Consider the following 14,814-nt stretch of genomic DNA (forward strand, 5'->3'; position numbering starts at 1 on the left):
GAGCGCATACTGCCAAGGCCACAGAATCATGTCGGAGACAGTCATTTCAATTACCAGCGCAGGTGGAAACCGCTTTAGCGGGGTTGCCGGGTCCTTGCTGCTGATCGCCGTTCTGGCGGCGCCCGCGGCGCGGAGTGGGCAGGATCAGAGCCCACCGCCGGTTCCTCTGGACGCCGATGCTGCGGCGGCGGCCGTTGAGTTCAGCCGTGAACTTGAGCGCCGCCAGCAGGCCATCGAGCAGTTGCAAAGTGAACTCGGGCTCTATGACCCGGCCCTGGTGGAAATGTATGACGACCTGGCCCGGGTTTACCAGGAGTATGGGGATCTGGATCAGGCCCTGGCGATGTACCGGGAGGCCCTGCAACTGACCCGCATCAGTGCCGGGCTCAATAGCGAAGAGCAGCTGCCCTATATCGACAAGCTCATCAACAGCAGCCTGGCCATTGGCGACTGGCAGCAGGCTGACGACATGCATCAGCTGCGTTATTACCTGAAGAATCGCCTCTATGAGCCGGCCGATCCGCGCTATGCGGCGGCTGTGGCCGAGCTTGGTGACTGGAAGCTGCGCACCATGCGGGAAAACCTGCTGAACGAGGGCTATCGTGGCATTGGCCAGGAGGCGGAAGAGCTCAGTGATATCTACCAGAAGAGTATCGCTCGTATTCAGGCCAGCCCGGATTTCAGCGAAAAATCCCTGCTGCCCCTGTATCGGGGTAAATCCCGCGCTGATCTGGAAACCGCAAGGGTGCTGGCCAGTACCCCCTATCAGTTTTTCGAAGGCACTGTCAGTCGTTTTGTTTACCAGACAGTCTGCAACAATGTCAGTGACGGCCAGGGTGGTGTGGTTCGCCAGTGCACCAATGTGCGGCGGGAAAACCCCCGTTACCGTGATTCGCAGCGGGACAACAAGCGCATGATGGTGTACCGCAGCGTGCGGGAAGTGGAGGTTTCGTTGCAGAGTCTCGACGCTATCCTGGCCCGGAATCCTGACATCCCGGCCGCTGAGCGAGAACGACTGGCCAGTGAAATCCGCGAGTTGCAGACGGAGTTTCTGGCCATTCAGCGCAGTACCCGTCGCAGCCTGCTGTACTGACAGGTACTGCCAGGGAAAGCCTATGCCCACCCGGGGCGCGATAAAAGGTCTGTCGCCCGGGCCTAAAGACTGTTATAAATGGCGTTGATTCACTGCACGGACGGTGGATCCATGTGTACCATCTCTAAAAAGTACTGAACAGTACGAAACAGTTCGAGAGGAGTGTCCATGTTACAACTTGTACGCAACGGCTTCAGGGTGCTGACCGGCAGCCTGTTAAGCGCGTTACTGCTGGCGAGTCCGCTGGCAGCAGCCTTGGAGGTTGGCGACAAAGCACCGGATTTTTCCCTGCAGGGGTCGGATGGCGAGACGTATACGCTATCGCAGTTCCTGGGTGAGAAGCCGGTGGTTATCGCTTTTTTCCCCAAAGCCTTCACTGGTGGCTGAACCATGCAATGTAAAGCGCTGCGTGACAGTGCTCGAGAAATTACACGGTTCGATGTCGCCTATTTCATGGCCAGTGTCGATGACCTGGAAACCAATACCGCCTTTGCCGAGGAACACCAGGCAGGGTTTCCGATTCTGTCGGATCCCAGCAAGGAAATGTCTTCCGCTTACGGGGTATTGGGGGCAAGCGGTTTCAACAACCGCTGGACCTACTACATCGGCAGTGACGGTACAGTCCTGAAAATCGATAAGCAGACCAACCCTGCGACAGCCGGTGTGGATTTGACCCGCACCATGGCAGAGCTTGGTTTTCCGCTGGTTGCAGGTAACTGACAGTCCGCTGGCGCCTGGCTGGAAATCAGCCGGGACAGGTCAGATTATTGAATGACCTGGACCGACAGGCCGTAACAGAAAAGGCCATCACCTCATCGGTGGTGGCCTTTTTTTGTGCCCCTGTAACAGGTGGCTCAGGACCGTTATCGGGCCGTCTTGGCAGCGGGATTATGGCTGAATCAGGGCAATTTGTGACTTCCCGATGATCTATTGCCCCGGCGCGTTCTGTTGCCTTGTGGCGCAAAAGGTGACTGTGACAAAATGACCGTTCGCTTTGACCAGGAATGACTCATGGGTGCGAAAAGTATACTCGTTATAGCCGGGATCGCCGTGGTCACTCTGTTGTACCTTGTTTATCTCGGTGCCACCTACGAACCTCCGGAGGGTACGACGACTGTCATTATCCCTCCACCCGAGCCGCAACCGTTGCGTCCTGAACCCGAGCCCTCGAGGCCGTCTCCGCCTCAGTCATCCCGAACCCGGGTTCCTGAGGAGGCGGTGACAGAGGAGCCTGAGGTGGTGGAGGAGCCTGAGGTGGTGGAGGAGGTAGGAGATCCGCTGGTGTCGGCAGTGGAGGAGCCCGCGGCCGCACCGGACCCGGAACCGGTCGCCGTCGAACTGCCCAGCCTCAACGCCAGCGACCCCTTTGTAATCACGCGGCTGCAGCAGATAGGCAACGGGGTCGCCCTGCTGCAGCATCTCGCGGACGTGCAGCTGGTGAGACGCTTCGTCGTGCTGGTGGACAACGTCAGCCGTGGCGATCTGCCGCAAAGCAACCTGGTGTATCGCAGCGTGCCGGGTGATTTTCCGGTGCGGACTTTAGACGATAACCTGTTTCAGATGGATGAAGCCGGCTATCGCCGTTTTGACCAGGCGGTGAACGCGTTCATTGCCCTGGACACTGATCAGGCTCTCTCACTCTACCGGCTGGCGTCACCGCTGTTACAACAGGCCTATGGTGAGCTGGGTTACGGTGATGTGAATTTCGACACTACCCTGCGCCGCGCGATCCGGAACGTTCTGGAAACGGATGAAATCGGCGGCCCGCTGCAGCTGGTCAAGCCTTCTGTCATGTATCTGTATGCCGACAATCAGATCGAAGGGATGTCGGATATCCAGAAACAGCTGATCCGGATCGGCCCGGAGAACCGGGACAAAGTAAAAACCAAGCTGCGTGAAATTCTGCTGGCATTGTAGTGCTGGTGAGAGGAATTCTGAATGGCTTGTCGGCACGTTATCCTTGAGCCTGGAAAACCAGATTATGAATCCCATTTTGATACCTGACGACAAGTGGTCGGTTATACCATGAGCCAGGTCAGTGTTCCTTCCGCCCTGGTCAGTGTCGATTGGCTGGTGAACAACCTGGATGCGGACAACCTCGTTGTTCTCGATGCATCGGTTCCACCCATAGCCCCTTTTACCCGCCAGACCCTGCCCGCCGGGTCCACGGCGCGTCATATACCCGGTTCCCTGCGTTTTGATTACGACCGGAAAATCTGTGATCAGAGTGCTTCACTCCCGCACATGATGCCTGCAGCGGATTTTTTCGCTGAACAGGCGCGCGCCCTGGGGATTTGCGCCGACAGTGCCCTCGTCATTTATGATGACACTGGCGTTTATGCCAGCCCCAGAGCGTGGTGGATGCTCCGTGCCATGGGGCATGACAATGTCGCTGTGCTGAACGGTGGCGCTGTTGCCTGGCGGCAGGCGGGGCTGGAGTTGACTGATCGGATTTTAATGGAGGCGCCGCAGGAAGGCAATTTTCAGAGTCGGGAGCGGCTCGGGCATTTTTCTGATGCACTGAAGCTTTACCAATTATTGAACGATGAGTCCTGTTCGATCCTGGATGCCCGTTCCGAGGGGAGGTTCTTTGGTCGTGACCCGGAGCCCAGGCCTAACCTGCGCGGCGGCCACATGCCAGGCGCCAGTTGTCTGCCCTTCCAGAAGGTGCTCGATGATATCTTCATGAAGCCGGTGGAAGAGCTGAAGGAGATCCTGGCAGCTGAGGCCGCCCCCGGGCAGAACTTGATTTTTACCTGCGGATCAGGCCTGTCGGCCTGTATTCTGACCCTCGCCGCGCACCTGGCCGGCTACCAGAACCTGTCGGTCTACGACGGCTCCTGGTGTGAGTGGGGGCAGCCAGGAAAGCTGCCGGTGGTTTGCTGACGGCCAGGCAGAACTGGCTGCTCAGGTCGGCGTACGTCTCAGCCACTGGAAATAGGGCAGGGCTGAATTTATCCATGAAAAGGGGTACCCGGCCTTGCAATACAGTTCCGGGGGAATGCGATGCTGAATAGACTGATGGTACTCCGGTAGCCTGGACCAGTGTACCGACTGCTTCACGTGGTGGGCAGTGTGATAACCCAGGTTGCCCGTGAAAAAATTATAGACCGGGTCAGTGATATTGTAGGAAGCCTGGTAGGGATCGTCGGTATCAAGACCGCTATGATGGTCATAGGTGGCCAGGTAGACAAGCATAAGCCCCAGAACCATGGGGATGAGATACACCATCAGCGCATTGACCCAATTGAAGTAGAAGAGGCACCCCAGCAACCCCAGGCTCAGAAGTGTCATGGGGATGAAAATCTTCAGGTGCTTGGAATAGCGCAGGCCGGATTTCCAGATACGGGGATAAGTGGTGATAACCCCGACCAGAACGTACTTCAAACGGCCCATTTGTCTGCCCCTGGAATCCTTCCAGGCCGATTCATCTTTGCTCTGATCCAGGTAGTGCTGGTGGTGCCCTACCACGTGATGCAGCATCCAGGCATTACTGCTGATCCCAACATGGAAAAAATGGGATAACTCCAGCAGCCGATTAAGCCAGGCATATTTAAAGACCATGCAATGCTGATGGTGATGACTCCAGGCGCCGAAATTAGCTTTGGGGATCAGTCCAACCAAAATCCAGACAGCCAGAACCCACAAAGAGTCAACCCAGAGGTAGAAGCCAAAATCCACCAGCGAAAACGCCAGCGCAATTGAAACGGGTATTCTGTCTGCGGGAAAACGAAAGACACTCATATGAGACAACACTCTGATCACGGGAAAGCGGAAGGGGCGTATTATTCGGGAACTTGATAAAGAACTAAACCCCTTTTCAGTGTACTGACCAATTAATTGCGGAATTTTGTAGCGGGAGCTGCCGAGATACTGGCTCCATAGGTTTTGAGCCTGATGAATCTGATCGATTCCTGTTGTAGAGCAGCGACTCGTAACTTGCCGCAGAGCCTATAACCGTGCCCCACGATTGTAAGAACTCCCCGGTGGATGTAATCTGACCGTTGCATGACAGAGGTTCCTCAGAAGCCAGACAAGGCATTGACGAAAAGAAGTAATAACAAAAGTAATAACAAAAGTAATAACAAAAGTAATAACGACAGGGGGCTGTATGAATTGGTTTTTGCTGGTTGTAAGAAATTATGTTGGATTCCAGGGCAGGGCCCGAAGGAAAGAATACTGGTATTATTTCCTTTTTTACGTAATTTTTAATTTCGTCGCACTGTTTGTCGACTATATCGCAGGGACAATAGACGCAGAGGGCGGTGTAGGATTGTTCAGCACTGTTTACGTGCTGGGGCTGCTTCTGCCCAGTCTGGCTGTCCTGGTGCGAAGACTCCACGATACCGACAGGAGCGGGTGGTGGGTGTTGATCAACCTCATCCCGCTGGTAGGGGTGATCGTGACACTGGTCTTTACCGTGCAGGACAGTACACCAGGCACGAACCGATTCGGACCAAACCCGAAGGAACAGCAATAGTTCCTCCGGGACTGATCGCCATCCCCGGTCAGCGCGTTGGTCTGGCGTGGGCAGCGCCGCGGAAAATTGCATTCATCAGGATCACGTTCAGGCCGTCCAGGTAAGCGCGTACTGTGGGGTCCTGGGTGAAGGCGATAACCTGGCCGTTTCCACTGGGCTGTTGAATCACGAAGGGTTTGTAGGCCATCTGGCGCCTGTTTTCATTCCAGATGTAGCCGCTCGCCAGCAGCTCGTCGGGACCCTGGAACCGGACCACATTGACACCGTCGTTTATTCTGATGGGTGTGTAAATGTCGGACCCCCGCACCAGCACGTTGAGAACCGGGGCCACGCCCGCGCTCAACCAGTGCTCCCGATGCACATCGGCACGTACCAGAACACCGGCCACCGGGTCAGGATCGTCCTCCAGGGCAACAGTCTGCTCCTGGTATTGCAGCTCGTCAGTTAAATACCGGCCCTCTACGGTGCTTTCATCTTCATCTTTTTCGCCGGGTTCTTCTTCCAGTTCAACTACCGCCCGCTCCCGACGCACTGCCAATAGATCGACATCCGGATCGGCCAGGAAACGGGTTGCATTGCCCAGGCCTATCACAACACCGCCGTTCTGAACCCAGTCTTTGATGTTTTCGATACCCGCTGCGCCCAGCGCGGCTTCGTAGCCGCTGCCCTGCATCAATGGCAGAATCAGTACCTGGTAACGATTCAGGTTTGCATTGCGAAGACGATCGACGCGAATCGGCGTGACCGGGTAATCGAACTGTCGCTCAATAACAAATCTTGTGTTGCCGGCGCTGTACGCAGTGGTCGGGACGTCCCAGGCCATGGCAACTTTGGGGGCGCTGAAGCGGACCACATTGGCGCTGCCGAAACTTGGGCCCTCGGTTACCCAGCTGTCGTTGACAGCCACCACGTTGGCCCCGGTCTCGGTGGCCAGTTCGCTGACAATTTCAAACAGGTTGCCAGGGTTGTCTGCCACGTCAAGAATCAGGCTGCCCGCTGCGTAGTTGTTACCAAGATTGGTAAAGGCCTTGTCATTGCTCTTGATGGCCAGGCCCCGCCGCAACCCCTGAGCCAGGAAGCGGACCGCGGTGGCTTCTCCCCAGGGTACGATGTAGGCAACGGAAGCCTCACCCCCGGATACGGTGCCTGGCTGGACCAGGTCTGTCCCTGCCGGTTCGAAATCACCTGCGGGTACTGCGTCACAGGTGTGGGACTCGACATTGAACATCAACGGCAGCGACCAGGCAGTTACATCATAGATTTCATCGGGCAGGTTCTCTGCCCGTCGACGTTCCTGTTCTGCCAGAAAGTCTTCTTCCATGGTGACTTCCTGGTCCAGCAGAGTGCGAATAAAGCGCTTCGCTGGCTGGTCGGTACGGATCACGTAACTGCCGGCCTGGTAAGTGACGCCACAGGCCTCAAAGCCAGTGCTTGCTCGCAGCACGCGCACGTCCTGCCTGCTCAGAAGACCGGCCAGTTTATTGGCCGCGGCCTGATCTGTCTGAGTCGGAATTATATAGGCACGCACATCCTCTTGTTGGCCCTCTTCGATGGCAGTTACCCGGTAGTTGTAAAAATCCGTCAGGAACTTCTGCCGGTTGACCTGTACGGTTTCTGCCGTGGCCAGTGAAGTGACAAAATGATTGCGCACTGTATCCCGGTAATGCAGATCATTGCCGTCGTACTGGCGAAAAATCAGGCCGCGGGAAGAGGCCTGCTCATAAGTCATGGCGATGCTGCCGAAATAAGAGGGCCAGCTGGCACCGTAGCCTGGATAAAAGGCGTCATACACTTCCCGGGTAAAATAGTCGAAACCGAATCGATCAAAGTAGCGGGCATTGTTGCGGCCAAACAGTTGCAGGCTCTCCCGTTGATCCTCTGCCAGGTGCGGGTTGTAGGGAATCGCTTCCGGGGCAAAGAAGTAGGTGCCGTCCGAACCCATTTCGTGGGCATCCACGAAAGCGACCGGGTAGAACTCAAGCATGGCGCGGGTGCGCCCCTGGGTCTCGGGTTGGGACTGAATGAACCAGTCCCGGTTCATGTCGAAAAAGTAATGGTTGGTCCGCCCTCCGGGCCAGGGTTCGTCGTGCTCCGCCGCCAGCCTGTCAGAATCCGGCACCAGGCCTTCCGCAGTCAGAAACTGATGAATGAACCTGTCCCTGCCATCAGGATTCTGCATGGGGTCAATGACGACCACGGTATCCGCCATGATCGCGGCCACCCGCTGATCACCGCGGGAGGCCAGCAGATGGTAGGCGGTCAACATCGCGGCATCGGTCGAGGAGATCTCGTTGCCGTGTACGCCGTAAGAGAGCCAGGTAACCGCCGGCTGGTCTGCGATCAGGCGCCGGGCCGTACCCTCGCCAGTGGACTGCGGATCGGCCAGTTGCTGCATCCCGGTCTTAATAGTCTCCAGGTTGGCAAGATTTTCGGCGGATGAGACCACAACGTAGATCAGTTCGCGGCCCTGCCAGCTGCGCGCGTACTCGTTTACCTGAACCCGTTCCGGTGCTGCCGCAGCCAGGGCCTGAAAATAGCGAATGGCGTCTCGATGCCAGGTTATCCTTTCGCCAGGCTGGTAACCAAGCACCTGTTCTACGGTAGGGATGGCGGGGTCGTAATCTGCGTCCGGCCAGTAGTCGAAATCATCCTGTGCCAGTGTCGCCCGGCTGGACAGCAGGGCTGCTACGGTAAGAATAACCCGGATCAGTTGAAAGCATTGTTTATTCATCAGTAGGCTCATATTTTTAAATAGCGGTTCCAATACGCAGGAAAAATTACTGTGGTTGTATCAGGTGATACCGGGTCTGCCGCGGGGCAATGTATTCGAAACTGTTACCGCTGAAAAACCCGTCCTCCTCCAGCTTCATTCGAAACGGTTCACTGCTCCATTCGGGAATATCCACCAGCGCGGTCAGTTCGATAGAGTAAGCGGTATTGGCATTCATGGGGTAATCACCGCTGCCGGGTACGCCTTCCTGGGCGTCCCACATGCCGATCGTTGTACCGGCCGCATGGCCGTGCAGACCGATGGGGTGGGTATAGATAATAGGCCCGATCCCCCTGGCCTGCGCCTGTTCCCGGCTCATGCGTAGAATGTCGTTGCCGGTTCGCCCTAGCTGAAAATTGGCGGTCAATATATCCTGCAGCTCATTACCTTTACGTAACGCTTCTTGCAACACCCGGGGAGCATCGGTTTCATTCTCCCGCAGAATATAGGCGTTCTGCTGTGTGTCGGTCTGCAGATTCAGATACGAGATACCGAAATCGATATGCACGTGATCACCCCGATAGAGCAGTTCAGGATCCAGACTATTGTCAGCGATGAAGGCGCGGGACTCGTCAGACCTTTCGACTTCGATGCTGTTATGAAACCAGGTCGTCAGACCCAGATCATTGACCCGCTGCCGGTACCACCATTCCAGGTCTTCGATGCTGGTCTCACCGGGCGTGACCACGGCGCCTGAAAAACCTTCGGCAATAATTTCATGGGCGATGCCAACTACTTCTTTGTACAAGGCCATTTCCTGATCGGTTCGGGTTTCCAGCCAGGACACCGCCAGGTTTTCCGAGGAAACGATGCGGCTGCGTAACGTCGCTGGCAGGGCCTCTCTGAAATCCCGGTACTCAGAATGAGTGATTCCGTCCGCCAGGGCGTAGGTGTCAGAGTAGTTCAGGGCGATTTTCCGGGGGTTGTATTCGGAGAGAATCTGCGCAATCCGAGCATACTGATCCGGTTCTTCATCCGGATTCCACACGCCTGGGAACAGGTCGCCCACCGCATAGCGTGCCACAGCCATGCGCTCTACTCCTCGTTCCGAACCCTGGTCGATAAACATCAGAACCGTGCGGCGGCGGGCATTCAGCCAGGTGGCCGGGAGCATGGTTTTAAGGACCGGGTCTTCATTGTACTCACGCGCAATGAGTACCCAGGCATCGATGCCCTGCCGGCGCATCAGCATGGGGATCAGGTTGTCCAGTCGATCTGCCAGCACCTGGTCTTCGATCTGCGCCCGTTCTCTCAGGGGCAGAATACGTTGTGCGAGTTCGTCAGCATTTGACTGCGCGTTGACGCAGATGAGGGCCAGGCTCAGGGATAACAGCAGTAAAGATTTCATAGGTGGGATTCCGGGTCGTCGGCAACTTTTGGCCTATAAAGATAACAGTAGGCAGATTTATCAGTCAGTTGTTAGTCAGTTCCTCGGTCGCTCGAACACCGCAGAAAAAAACAGGCTGTTCAGGAACAGTTTATTGGTGCCAAAAAAATAAGCACGGAAATTCGGGTTGTCGGCAAAAAGTATTACGCTGCCTTCCCCGTGGCGCTCGGCGATGAGTGCGGCCTTGCCGGCCAGTTCGTCCTGGTTCTCCTGGGATGCGAAACCTGCCAGCAGCGAGTTTTCCGGGATTTCGATGACAGTTGCCCAGGGATTGGCTGGTTTTTCGAACGCAATCAGCGTGTTGCGCAGGCTGGGAATGACGCGGTTGGCAACGCCAAAGCCAATAGGATGAGTGGTATCGAGGTCGCCAGCCAGTATCGATCCGCCAATGATATCCTCGGCCTCTACAGCGTCCTTGTCGGCATAATTGAGTCTTAGGGGACCTTCTTTCTCTTTTTCGGCGACACTGGATACCTTGTCCTCGCTATAGAGAATCTGCTCGTGTGCCCAACTGGCACCCTGACGGATTCCGATCAGTGTGCCACCATCCCGAACCCAGTCGTTTATGACGTCCACTCGTGAAGACAGGTCGCCATGGGTACCACCGACCAGCACCATATGGGTATAGCGGTTCAGGTTCAGGGAGCCGAAACGGCGCATTTCCGTCATGTGCACGGGCATGTTCATTCTGGCATCGAGCAGATGCCACACCTCACCCGCGTCATTGGCGGACAGGCCCTGTCCTACCAGCAACAGCACCTCGGGTTTGGATACATTGCTGAAGCTGGGGCTGCCCAGATCCATTCCGACGGAAGGTGTTCGGCCTGAATCAACCGCATAAACCTCGATACCGTCTTCACGGGCAATGGTGCTGACCAGCCCATGAATCTCGTCATCCTCCAGTTCTCCTCCCTGCCAGCCTAACGGGATCAGAATTGCGCCGCGATCCAGGTCGACCACTCCCTCAGTGGATTGGATTGTCAACGGGCTGGTAGCGACCTTGGGTCGGACACCGGCATCCAGCAGTCGGTACAAGGCCCGGGGTGCATAATAGTTGGACCAGGAAAACAGGTAGGCGTAATCCGCCTGCGCGGGTGCTGTCTCGGCCGGAAAGGTGGCGCTTGCCTGGTCGCCTGCCAGAGCTGCCCGCATTTCCCTTGCGGTCAGTGGTGCGTAATCAAAGTCGAAGGCCAGGGGTAACGTCCAGGCGGAAACGTCGTAGAAAGTGTTGTCGTCGAAACTGGTGATTTGCTCGAACAGGCCTTTCACCATGCGATACTGGGACTGCGTCGTTTCAACAATGTAAGAGTCTTCCGCCCGATACAGCACATCATCGACGGTAATGTCCCGGTCCAGATGATTGACCCGGATCTGGTGACGGTTCAGCAGATCGATTGCGTGAAAGGCGCGCGCCCTGTCGCCGGGCACGGCAAACACATAGGCTTTGATGTCATCCGCTTCCGCCAGTTCAAGTGACTCCCGGGAGAAATCGCGCTGGAACTGCAACAGTTCACCGCGTAACTCCAGCCCTGCTCTGATCATCTCCAGGGACGTGCGGTACTGGGTACGGATGTTGTCACGAAAGGACAGTACGCCGTGGGGCGTTTCCAGCAGACCCTCCGAGCTGGCCTGTTCGAACAACATGCCCATGCTGGCATGCATGTGGGGATAGGTGGAACCTTTGCCTATGTAGTAGTTGTCATAGTTTTCTTCATTGAAATACAGGCGCTGTTCCTGATCGAGCCAGGACCTGGCTCTGGCGGAGACCTGATCCAGCAGCTCAATGGAACGATCGGGTATATACGGAAACGTTCGATCAGGCTCGCCTGGATGAAAGTAGTAGGTGCTGTTCTGCCCCATCTCGTGATAGTCCACCAGGATGTTCGGACGCCATTCGTGAAATTTTGCCACCCAGCCTTGAGCTTCCGGATGCTGAACCATAAGCCATTGACGATTCAGATCGAACCAGTAGTGGTTGGTTCTGCCGCCGGGCCAGGCAGTATTGTGCAGTCTGTGGTCAGGGTCGGTTACCGGCACATAGGAGCCGTACATGTGGTTCCAGGCGGACATCCGGCTGTTGCCGTCGGGATTGAATACCGCAATCAGAATGATCACACTCTGTTCCAGGGTCCGGTCAATTTCCGGTCCCTGAGCGGCCGCCAGGTGATACGCCACCGCCATGGAGGAATCGGTCGAGCTGACCTCGGCGCCATGTACCCCATAATTCAGCCAGGTGATCACTGGCATTTCGGGGCTGACTTCCCGGGTGCTCTCCGGGTCGTTTAGAGCTATATGGGCGGCTTTGATCTCATCGATTCGCAGATGGTTTTCCGGCGAGGTAATGGTTAAGGCCAGGATCGGGCGGCCTTCATGTGTATAGGCCATTACCTCTGAGGTGATGCGTGGTGACAGTTCGTCGAGAACCTGCAGGTAGCGGACCAGCAGATCGTTGCGGGCGATACGATGGCCCAGTGGGTGACCGATGATGGATTCCGGTAAGGGAATGGCTGGGTCGAAAGACACGTCTTCCGGGTAGAATGGTGTGTCCCGCTCGACCTGGGCATAACTGGCAGAAACCGCTGATAGCATCAGTGTCAGCGCTACGGTCGTAGACAGAATACCGTAAGGCCTGCTGAGGCTGGAAAAACTGATCATGTTGAATTGCTCCAGATTTGGAAAGGGCCAGGCAACCTCTGAATCAGCGGTGCTGAACCCGGGCTTTCCTGGATTGGCGATTGCTGGAAATCATTACTTTGGACCGAGTGTACCGTGAATACTGACCCGGAAGTAAGCACAGCAAAGCCTGCTGATGGTGTGCCCTGTTTCAGTGCGCCCAGGTCGGACTGGTATACGACGCGACCCACCCCGGTGTTTTTTAGTCCGTGAGTGTCAATCTATTCCATAATGGGGCGCTTAAATAAAATAGCAGCCTAGGAGGAGACTATAAAGAAGCAATTACTGCGCGCGCCCGCATTGACCCTGTTCGACCTTATGGCCGGCAAGGGGCTGGCGCAGGAGCGGGTGGGAAATTTTGCCCTGCTGGACCAGGCGGGCTATGTGCAGAATCCTATGAATCCGGATCCCACCCGGTCAGTCCCTGGGGGCTGCAGAGGTGGGATGAGATGTTCTTCGGCGCCGTGGACTGGAAATACGTCTATCAGGCGCGTTTTCAGCAATAAGGACAAAAAGGCAAGGAATTATAAAGGCAGGAAGCCGATAGTGTGCTTCCTGCCTTTTTACTGGCTCTGAATAAGCCCGGTGAGGACCAGGCAACCGTCTTAGAGCTCCTCGGTAACCACCGGCAGAATGATCGCGGACGGCCGCTGGGCGTCAAAGTAGACTCTGTTATTCGCCACCCGGGGCGGCGTGTCTGTGTCGTCCAGCGCTGCGCCGTTATTCGGGTTTACCGCGAAGCGGGGAAAGTTACTGGACGTAACATGGATGCCAAGTCGGTGGCCTTTTTCGAAGGTCTGAGCGGTGCTCCACATGTTGATAACCAGTTTTTCCACTTCGCCCGGCGTCATCAATGCGACGTCTTCAGGTCGTTGACCCTTGCGGAATCGGCCTCGGATCGGATAGTCGAGGATCAGGGCTTCGTACCCGTCCGGGTAGATGTCGACCAGCTTGACGACGAAGTCCGTATCCAGCACATCCGTGGAGACAAACAGCTCCATGTCAATGTGCCCCGCCACAACCAGGTTGTCCTCCAGAACCGGTGTCTGGAAGCGCAGATAGTCCTGGCGCTGACCGATTTCGCGCTGATCACGGGGTCCCACATCACTGCCGAGGTTCTGGCCGCCAACAGTTGGAACCGGGTTTTCAGGATCGAACCGGTAGCTGATGGAGGCTGAGTCCTGCCGTGGCGGCGCGCTTCCGATACTAATATCCGGCTGCAGGTAAAAGCGCGTGGGTTCGTGCGCGGGTGGCCAGCTGTCGGCCTGAATAACACGATTTAACGGCGAAACCTGGCCCTTGCGTGCTGACGCCATCATGTAATAGCTGACCGGTGGCTCGTCCATGATGCCGTTATCAATGTCCTTAAGCCAGTAGTCCCACCAGCGCAGTTGCTGTTCGATATCACCACTGATCAGACCACCGCCCGGATACTCAAGATCTCCCTGTAGAGCACCGTGTCCAAAGGCGCCCATGAACAGTTTCTGCTTGCCGCGTGCCCGCTCGTGGCCCTCGTTCTGCAGGTAGACGTAGTTATACAGTGATCCCTCAGCGTAGATGTCGTGCCAACCACCGACGTTATAGACCGGAATCTGGACATTGTGTCGGTGGAATAGGAAATCCGAATCCAGCCAGCCCTGGTCGAGCACAGCCCGAGCCTTGTAGGCGGCAATGGCATCGTCACTGACTCCCTGGCCCCGCAGCCAGCCCCCGGAGTGGCTTTCTTTAAAGACACCGCCAACAAAACGGGAACGATAAAAAAGGCTGTCTGGCGCTACGGTAACGTAGGCTGCGGTTAGATGAGGTGGTGCAGCGGCGGCCGCCAGGTTCGAGGTGATACCCGGTGCCGAAGTGCCAAAGATGCCGATTTTCCCGTTGCTGAATTCCTGTGCTGCAATCCACTCAACGGTATCGTAACCGTCGTCAATATCCGTTTCGAAAGGTCGGTTCTCTCCCCCGGATGCATTGCGCCCTCGCACATCCTGGCTCACAAGCGCATAACCCCGGGAGGTGAAGATGGTGGCACTGCGATCGGCGCCATTCTTATTGTAAGGCGTCCGCGTCAGCACTGCCGGCCAGGGTCCATCTCCCTCCGGCAGGTAGAGGTTGGTGGCCAGAACAACGCCATCGCGCATCGGCACCATGACTACGTGTTTCTTGAACTCGTCTTGTGCCCACGCGACCGGGATCGCACAACATAAAGCAAGGAATGCCAGGGTCAGAAGGCGCATTGAATTCACTCGGTTCTTATACATGATGGGCTTTCCGTCATTCTTGTTGTTTGAAGGAAATTACTTTACGCGAGGAACAACCCGGCGGCAAGGAGGTACCCAGTGTCTGCCATCCAGGCTCATTGGACATCGATTCCGGCCTCGCCTAAAATGCCCGGCACAATCAGGAGCCTCCGATCA

At 56.3% G+C, this 14,814-nt stretch carries 10 protein-coding genes; 5 read left to right on the forward strand and 5 right to left on the reverse strand.

Translation table 11 applies throughout. From position 1 onward, the window contains the following. Positions 1 to 28 precede the first annotated feature (28 nt). From R3F50_09960 to R3F50_09975, 4 genes are all read left to right on the forward strand, one after another. Positions 29 to 1,093 (forward strand): tetratricopeptide repeat protein, encoded by a 1,065-nt coding sequence (locus tag R3F50_09960; GenBank protein MEZ5490628.1) that lies wholly within the window; start codon positions 29 to 31, stop codon positions 1,091 to 1,093. A 168-nt stretch (positions 1,094 to 1,261) separates the two neighbouring features. Next, positions 1,262 to 1,813, forward strand: a complete 552-nt coding sequence (locus R3F50_09965; protein MEZ5490629.1) for a peroxiredoxin — start codon at positions 1,262 to 1,264, stop codon at positions 1,811 to 1,813. Positions 1,814 to 2,104: 291 nt separating this feature from the next. Further along, positions 2,105 to 3,010 (forward strand): DUF3014 domain-containing protein, encoded by a 906-nt coding sequence (locus tag R3F50_09970; GenBank protein ID MEZ5490630.1) that lies wholly within the window; start codon positions 2,105 to 2,107, stop codon positions 3,008 to 3,010. 108 nt (positions 3,011 to 3,118) lie between these two features. Next, a complete protein-coding gene (locus R3F50_09975) occupies positions 3,119 to 3,979 on the forward strand; it encodes a sulfurtransferase (GenBank protein ID MEZ5490631.1) in 861 nt (286 codons plus the stop codon). 21 nt (positions 3,980 to 4,000) lie between these two features. Here R3F50_09975 and R3F50_09980 read toward each other — a convergent pair whose 3' ends face one another. Then, complete coding sequence (locus R3F50_09980; GenBank protein ID MEZ5490632.1) at positions 4,001 to 4,837, reverse strand: fatty acid desaturase; 837 nt, start codon at positions 4,835 to 4,837, stop codon at positions 4,001 to 4,003. 367 nt (positions 4,838 to 5,204) lie between these two features. Between R3F50_09980 and R3F50_09985 the strand changes: the two genes are divergently transcribed. Next, positions 5,205 to 5,573, forward strand: coding sequence for a DUF805 domain-containing protein (locus R3F50_09985; protein MEZ5490633.1), 369 nt, complete (start codon positions 5,205 to 5,207; stop codon positions 5,571 to 5,573). 28 nt (positions 5,574 to 5,601) lie between these two features. Here the strand turns inward: R3F50_09985 and R3F50_09990 are convergent, their stop codons facing one another. The 4 genes from R3F50_09990 to R3F50_10005 all read right to left on the reverse strand — a co-directional run bounded on the left by R3F50_09990 (position 5,602) and on the right by R3F50_10005 (position 14,658). After that, positions 5,602 to 8,304 carry a M14 family metallopeptidase gene (locus tag R3F50_09990; GenBank protein MEZ5490634.1) on the reverse strand — a complete coding sequence of 901 codons (2,703 nt, stop codon included), beginning with the start codon at positions 8,302 to 8,304 and terminating at the stop codon, positions 5,602 to 5,604. Positions 8,305 to 8,350: 46 nt separating this feature from the next. Next, on the reverse strand, positions 8,351 to 9,691 hold the full coding sequence (locus tag R3F50_09995) for a M24 family metallopeptidase (protein ID MEZ5490635.1): 1,341 nt from the start codon (positions 9,689 to 9,691) through the stop codon (positions 8,351 to 8,353). Between the two features lie 75 nt (positions 9,692 to 9,766). Further along, entirely contained in the window at positions 9,767 to 12,385 is a 2,619-nt protein-coding gene (locus tag R3F50_10000; protein MEZ5490636.1) for a M14 family zinc carboxypeptidase, read from the reverse strand. A gap of 623 nt (positions 12,386 to 13,008) precedes the next feature. Then, positions 13,009 to 14,658: a CocE/NonD family hydrolase gene (locus R3F50_10005; GenBank protein MEZ5490637.1), complete on the reverse strand. Its 1,650-nt coding sequence runs from the start codon at positions 14,656 to 14,658 to the stop codon at positions 13,009 to 13,011. Positions 14,659 to 14,814 lie beyond the last annotated feature (156 nt).

This window comes from Gammaproteobacteria bacterium, from assembly GCA_041395725.1.
Lineage (GTDB): Bacteria > Pseudomonadota > Gammaproteobacteria > Pseudomonadales > Pseudohongiellaceae > NORP240.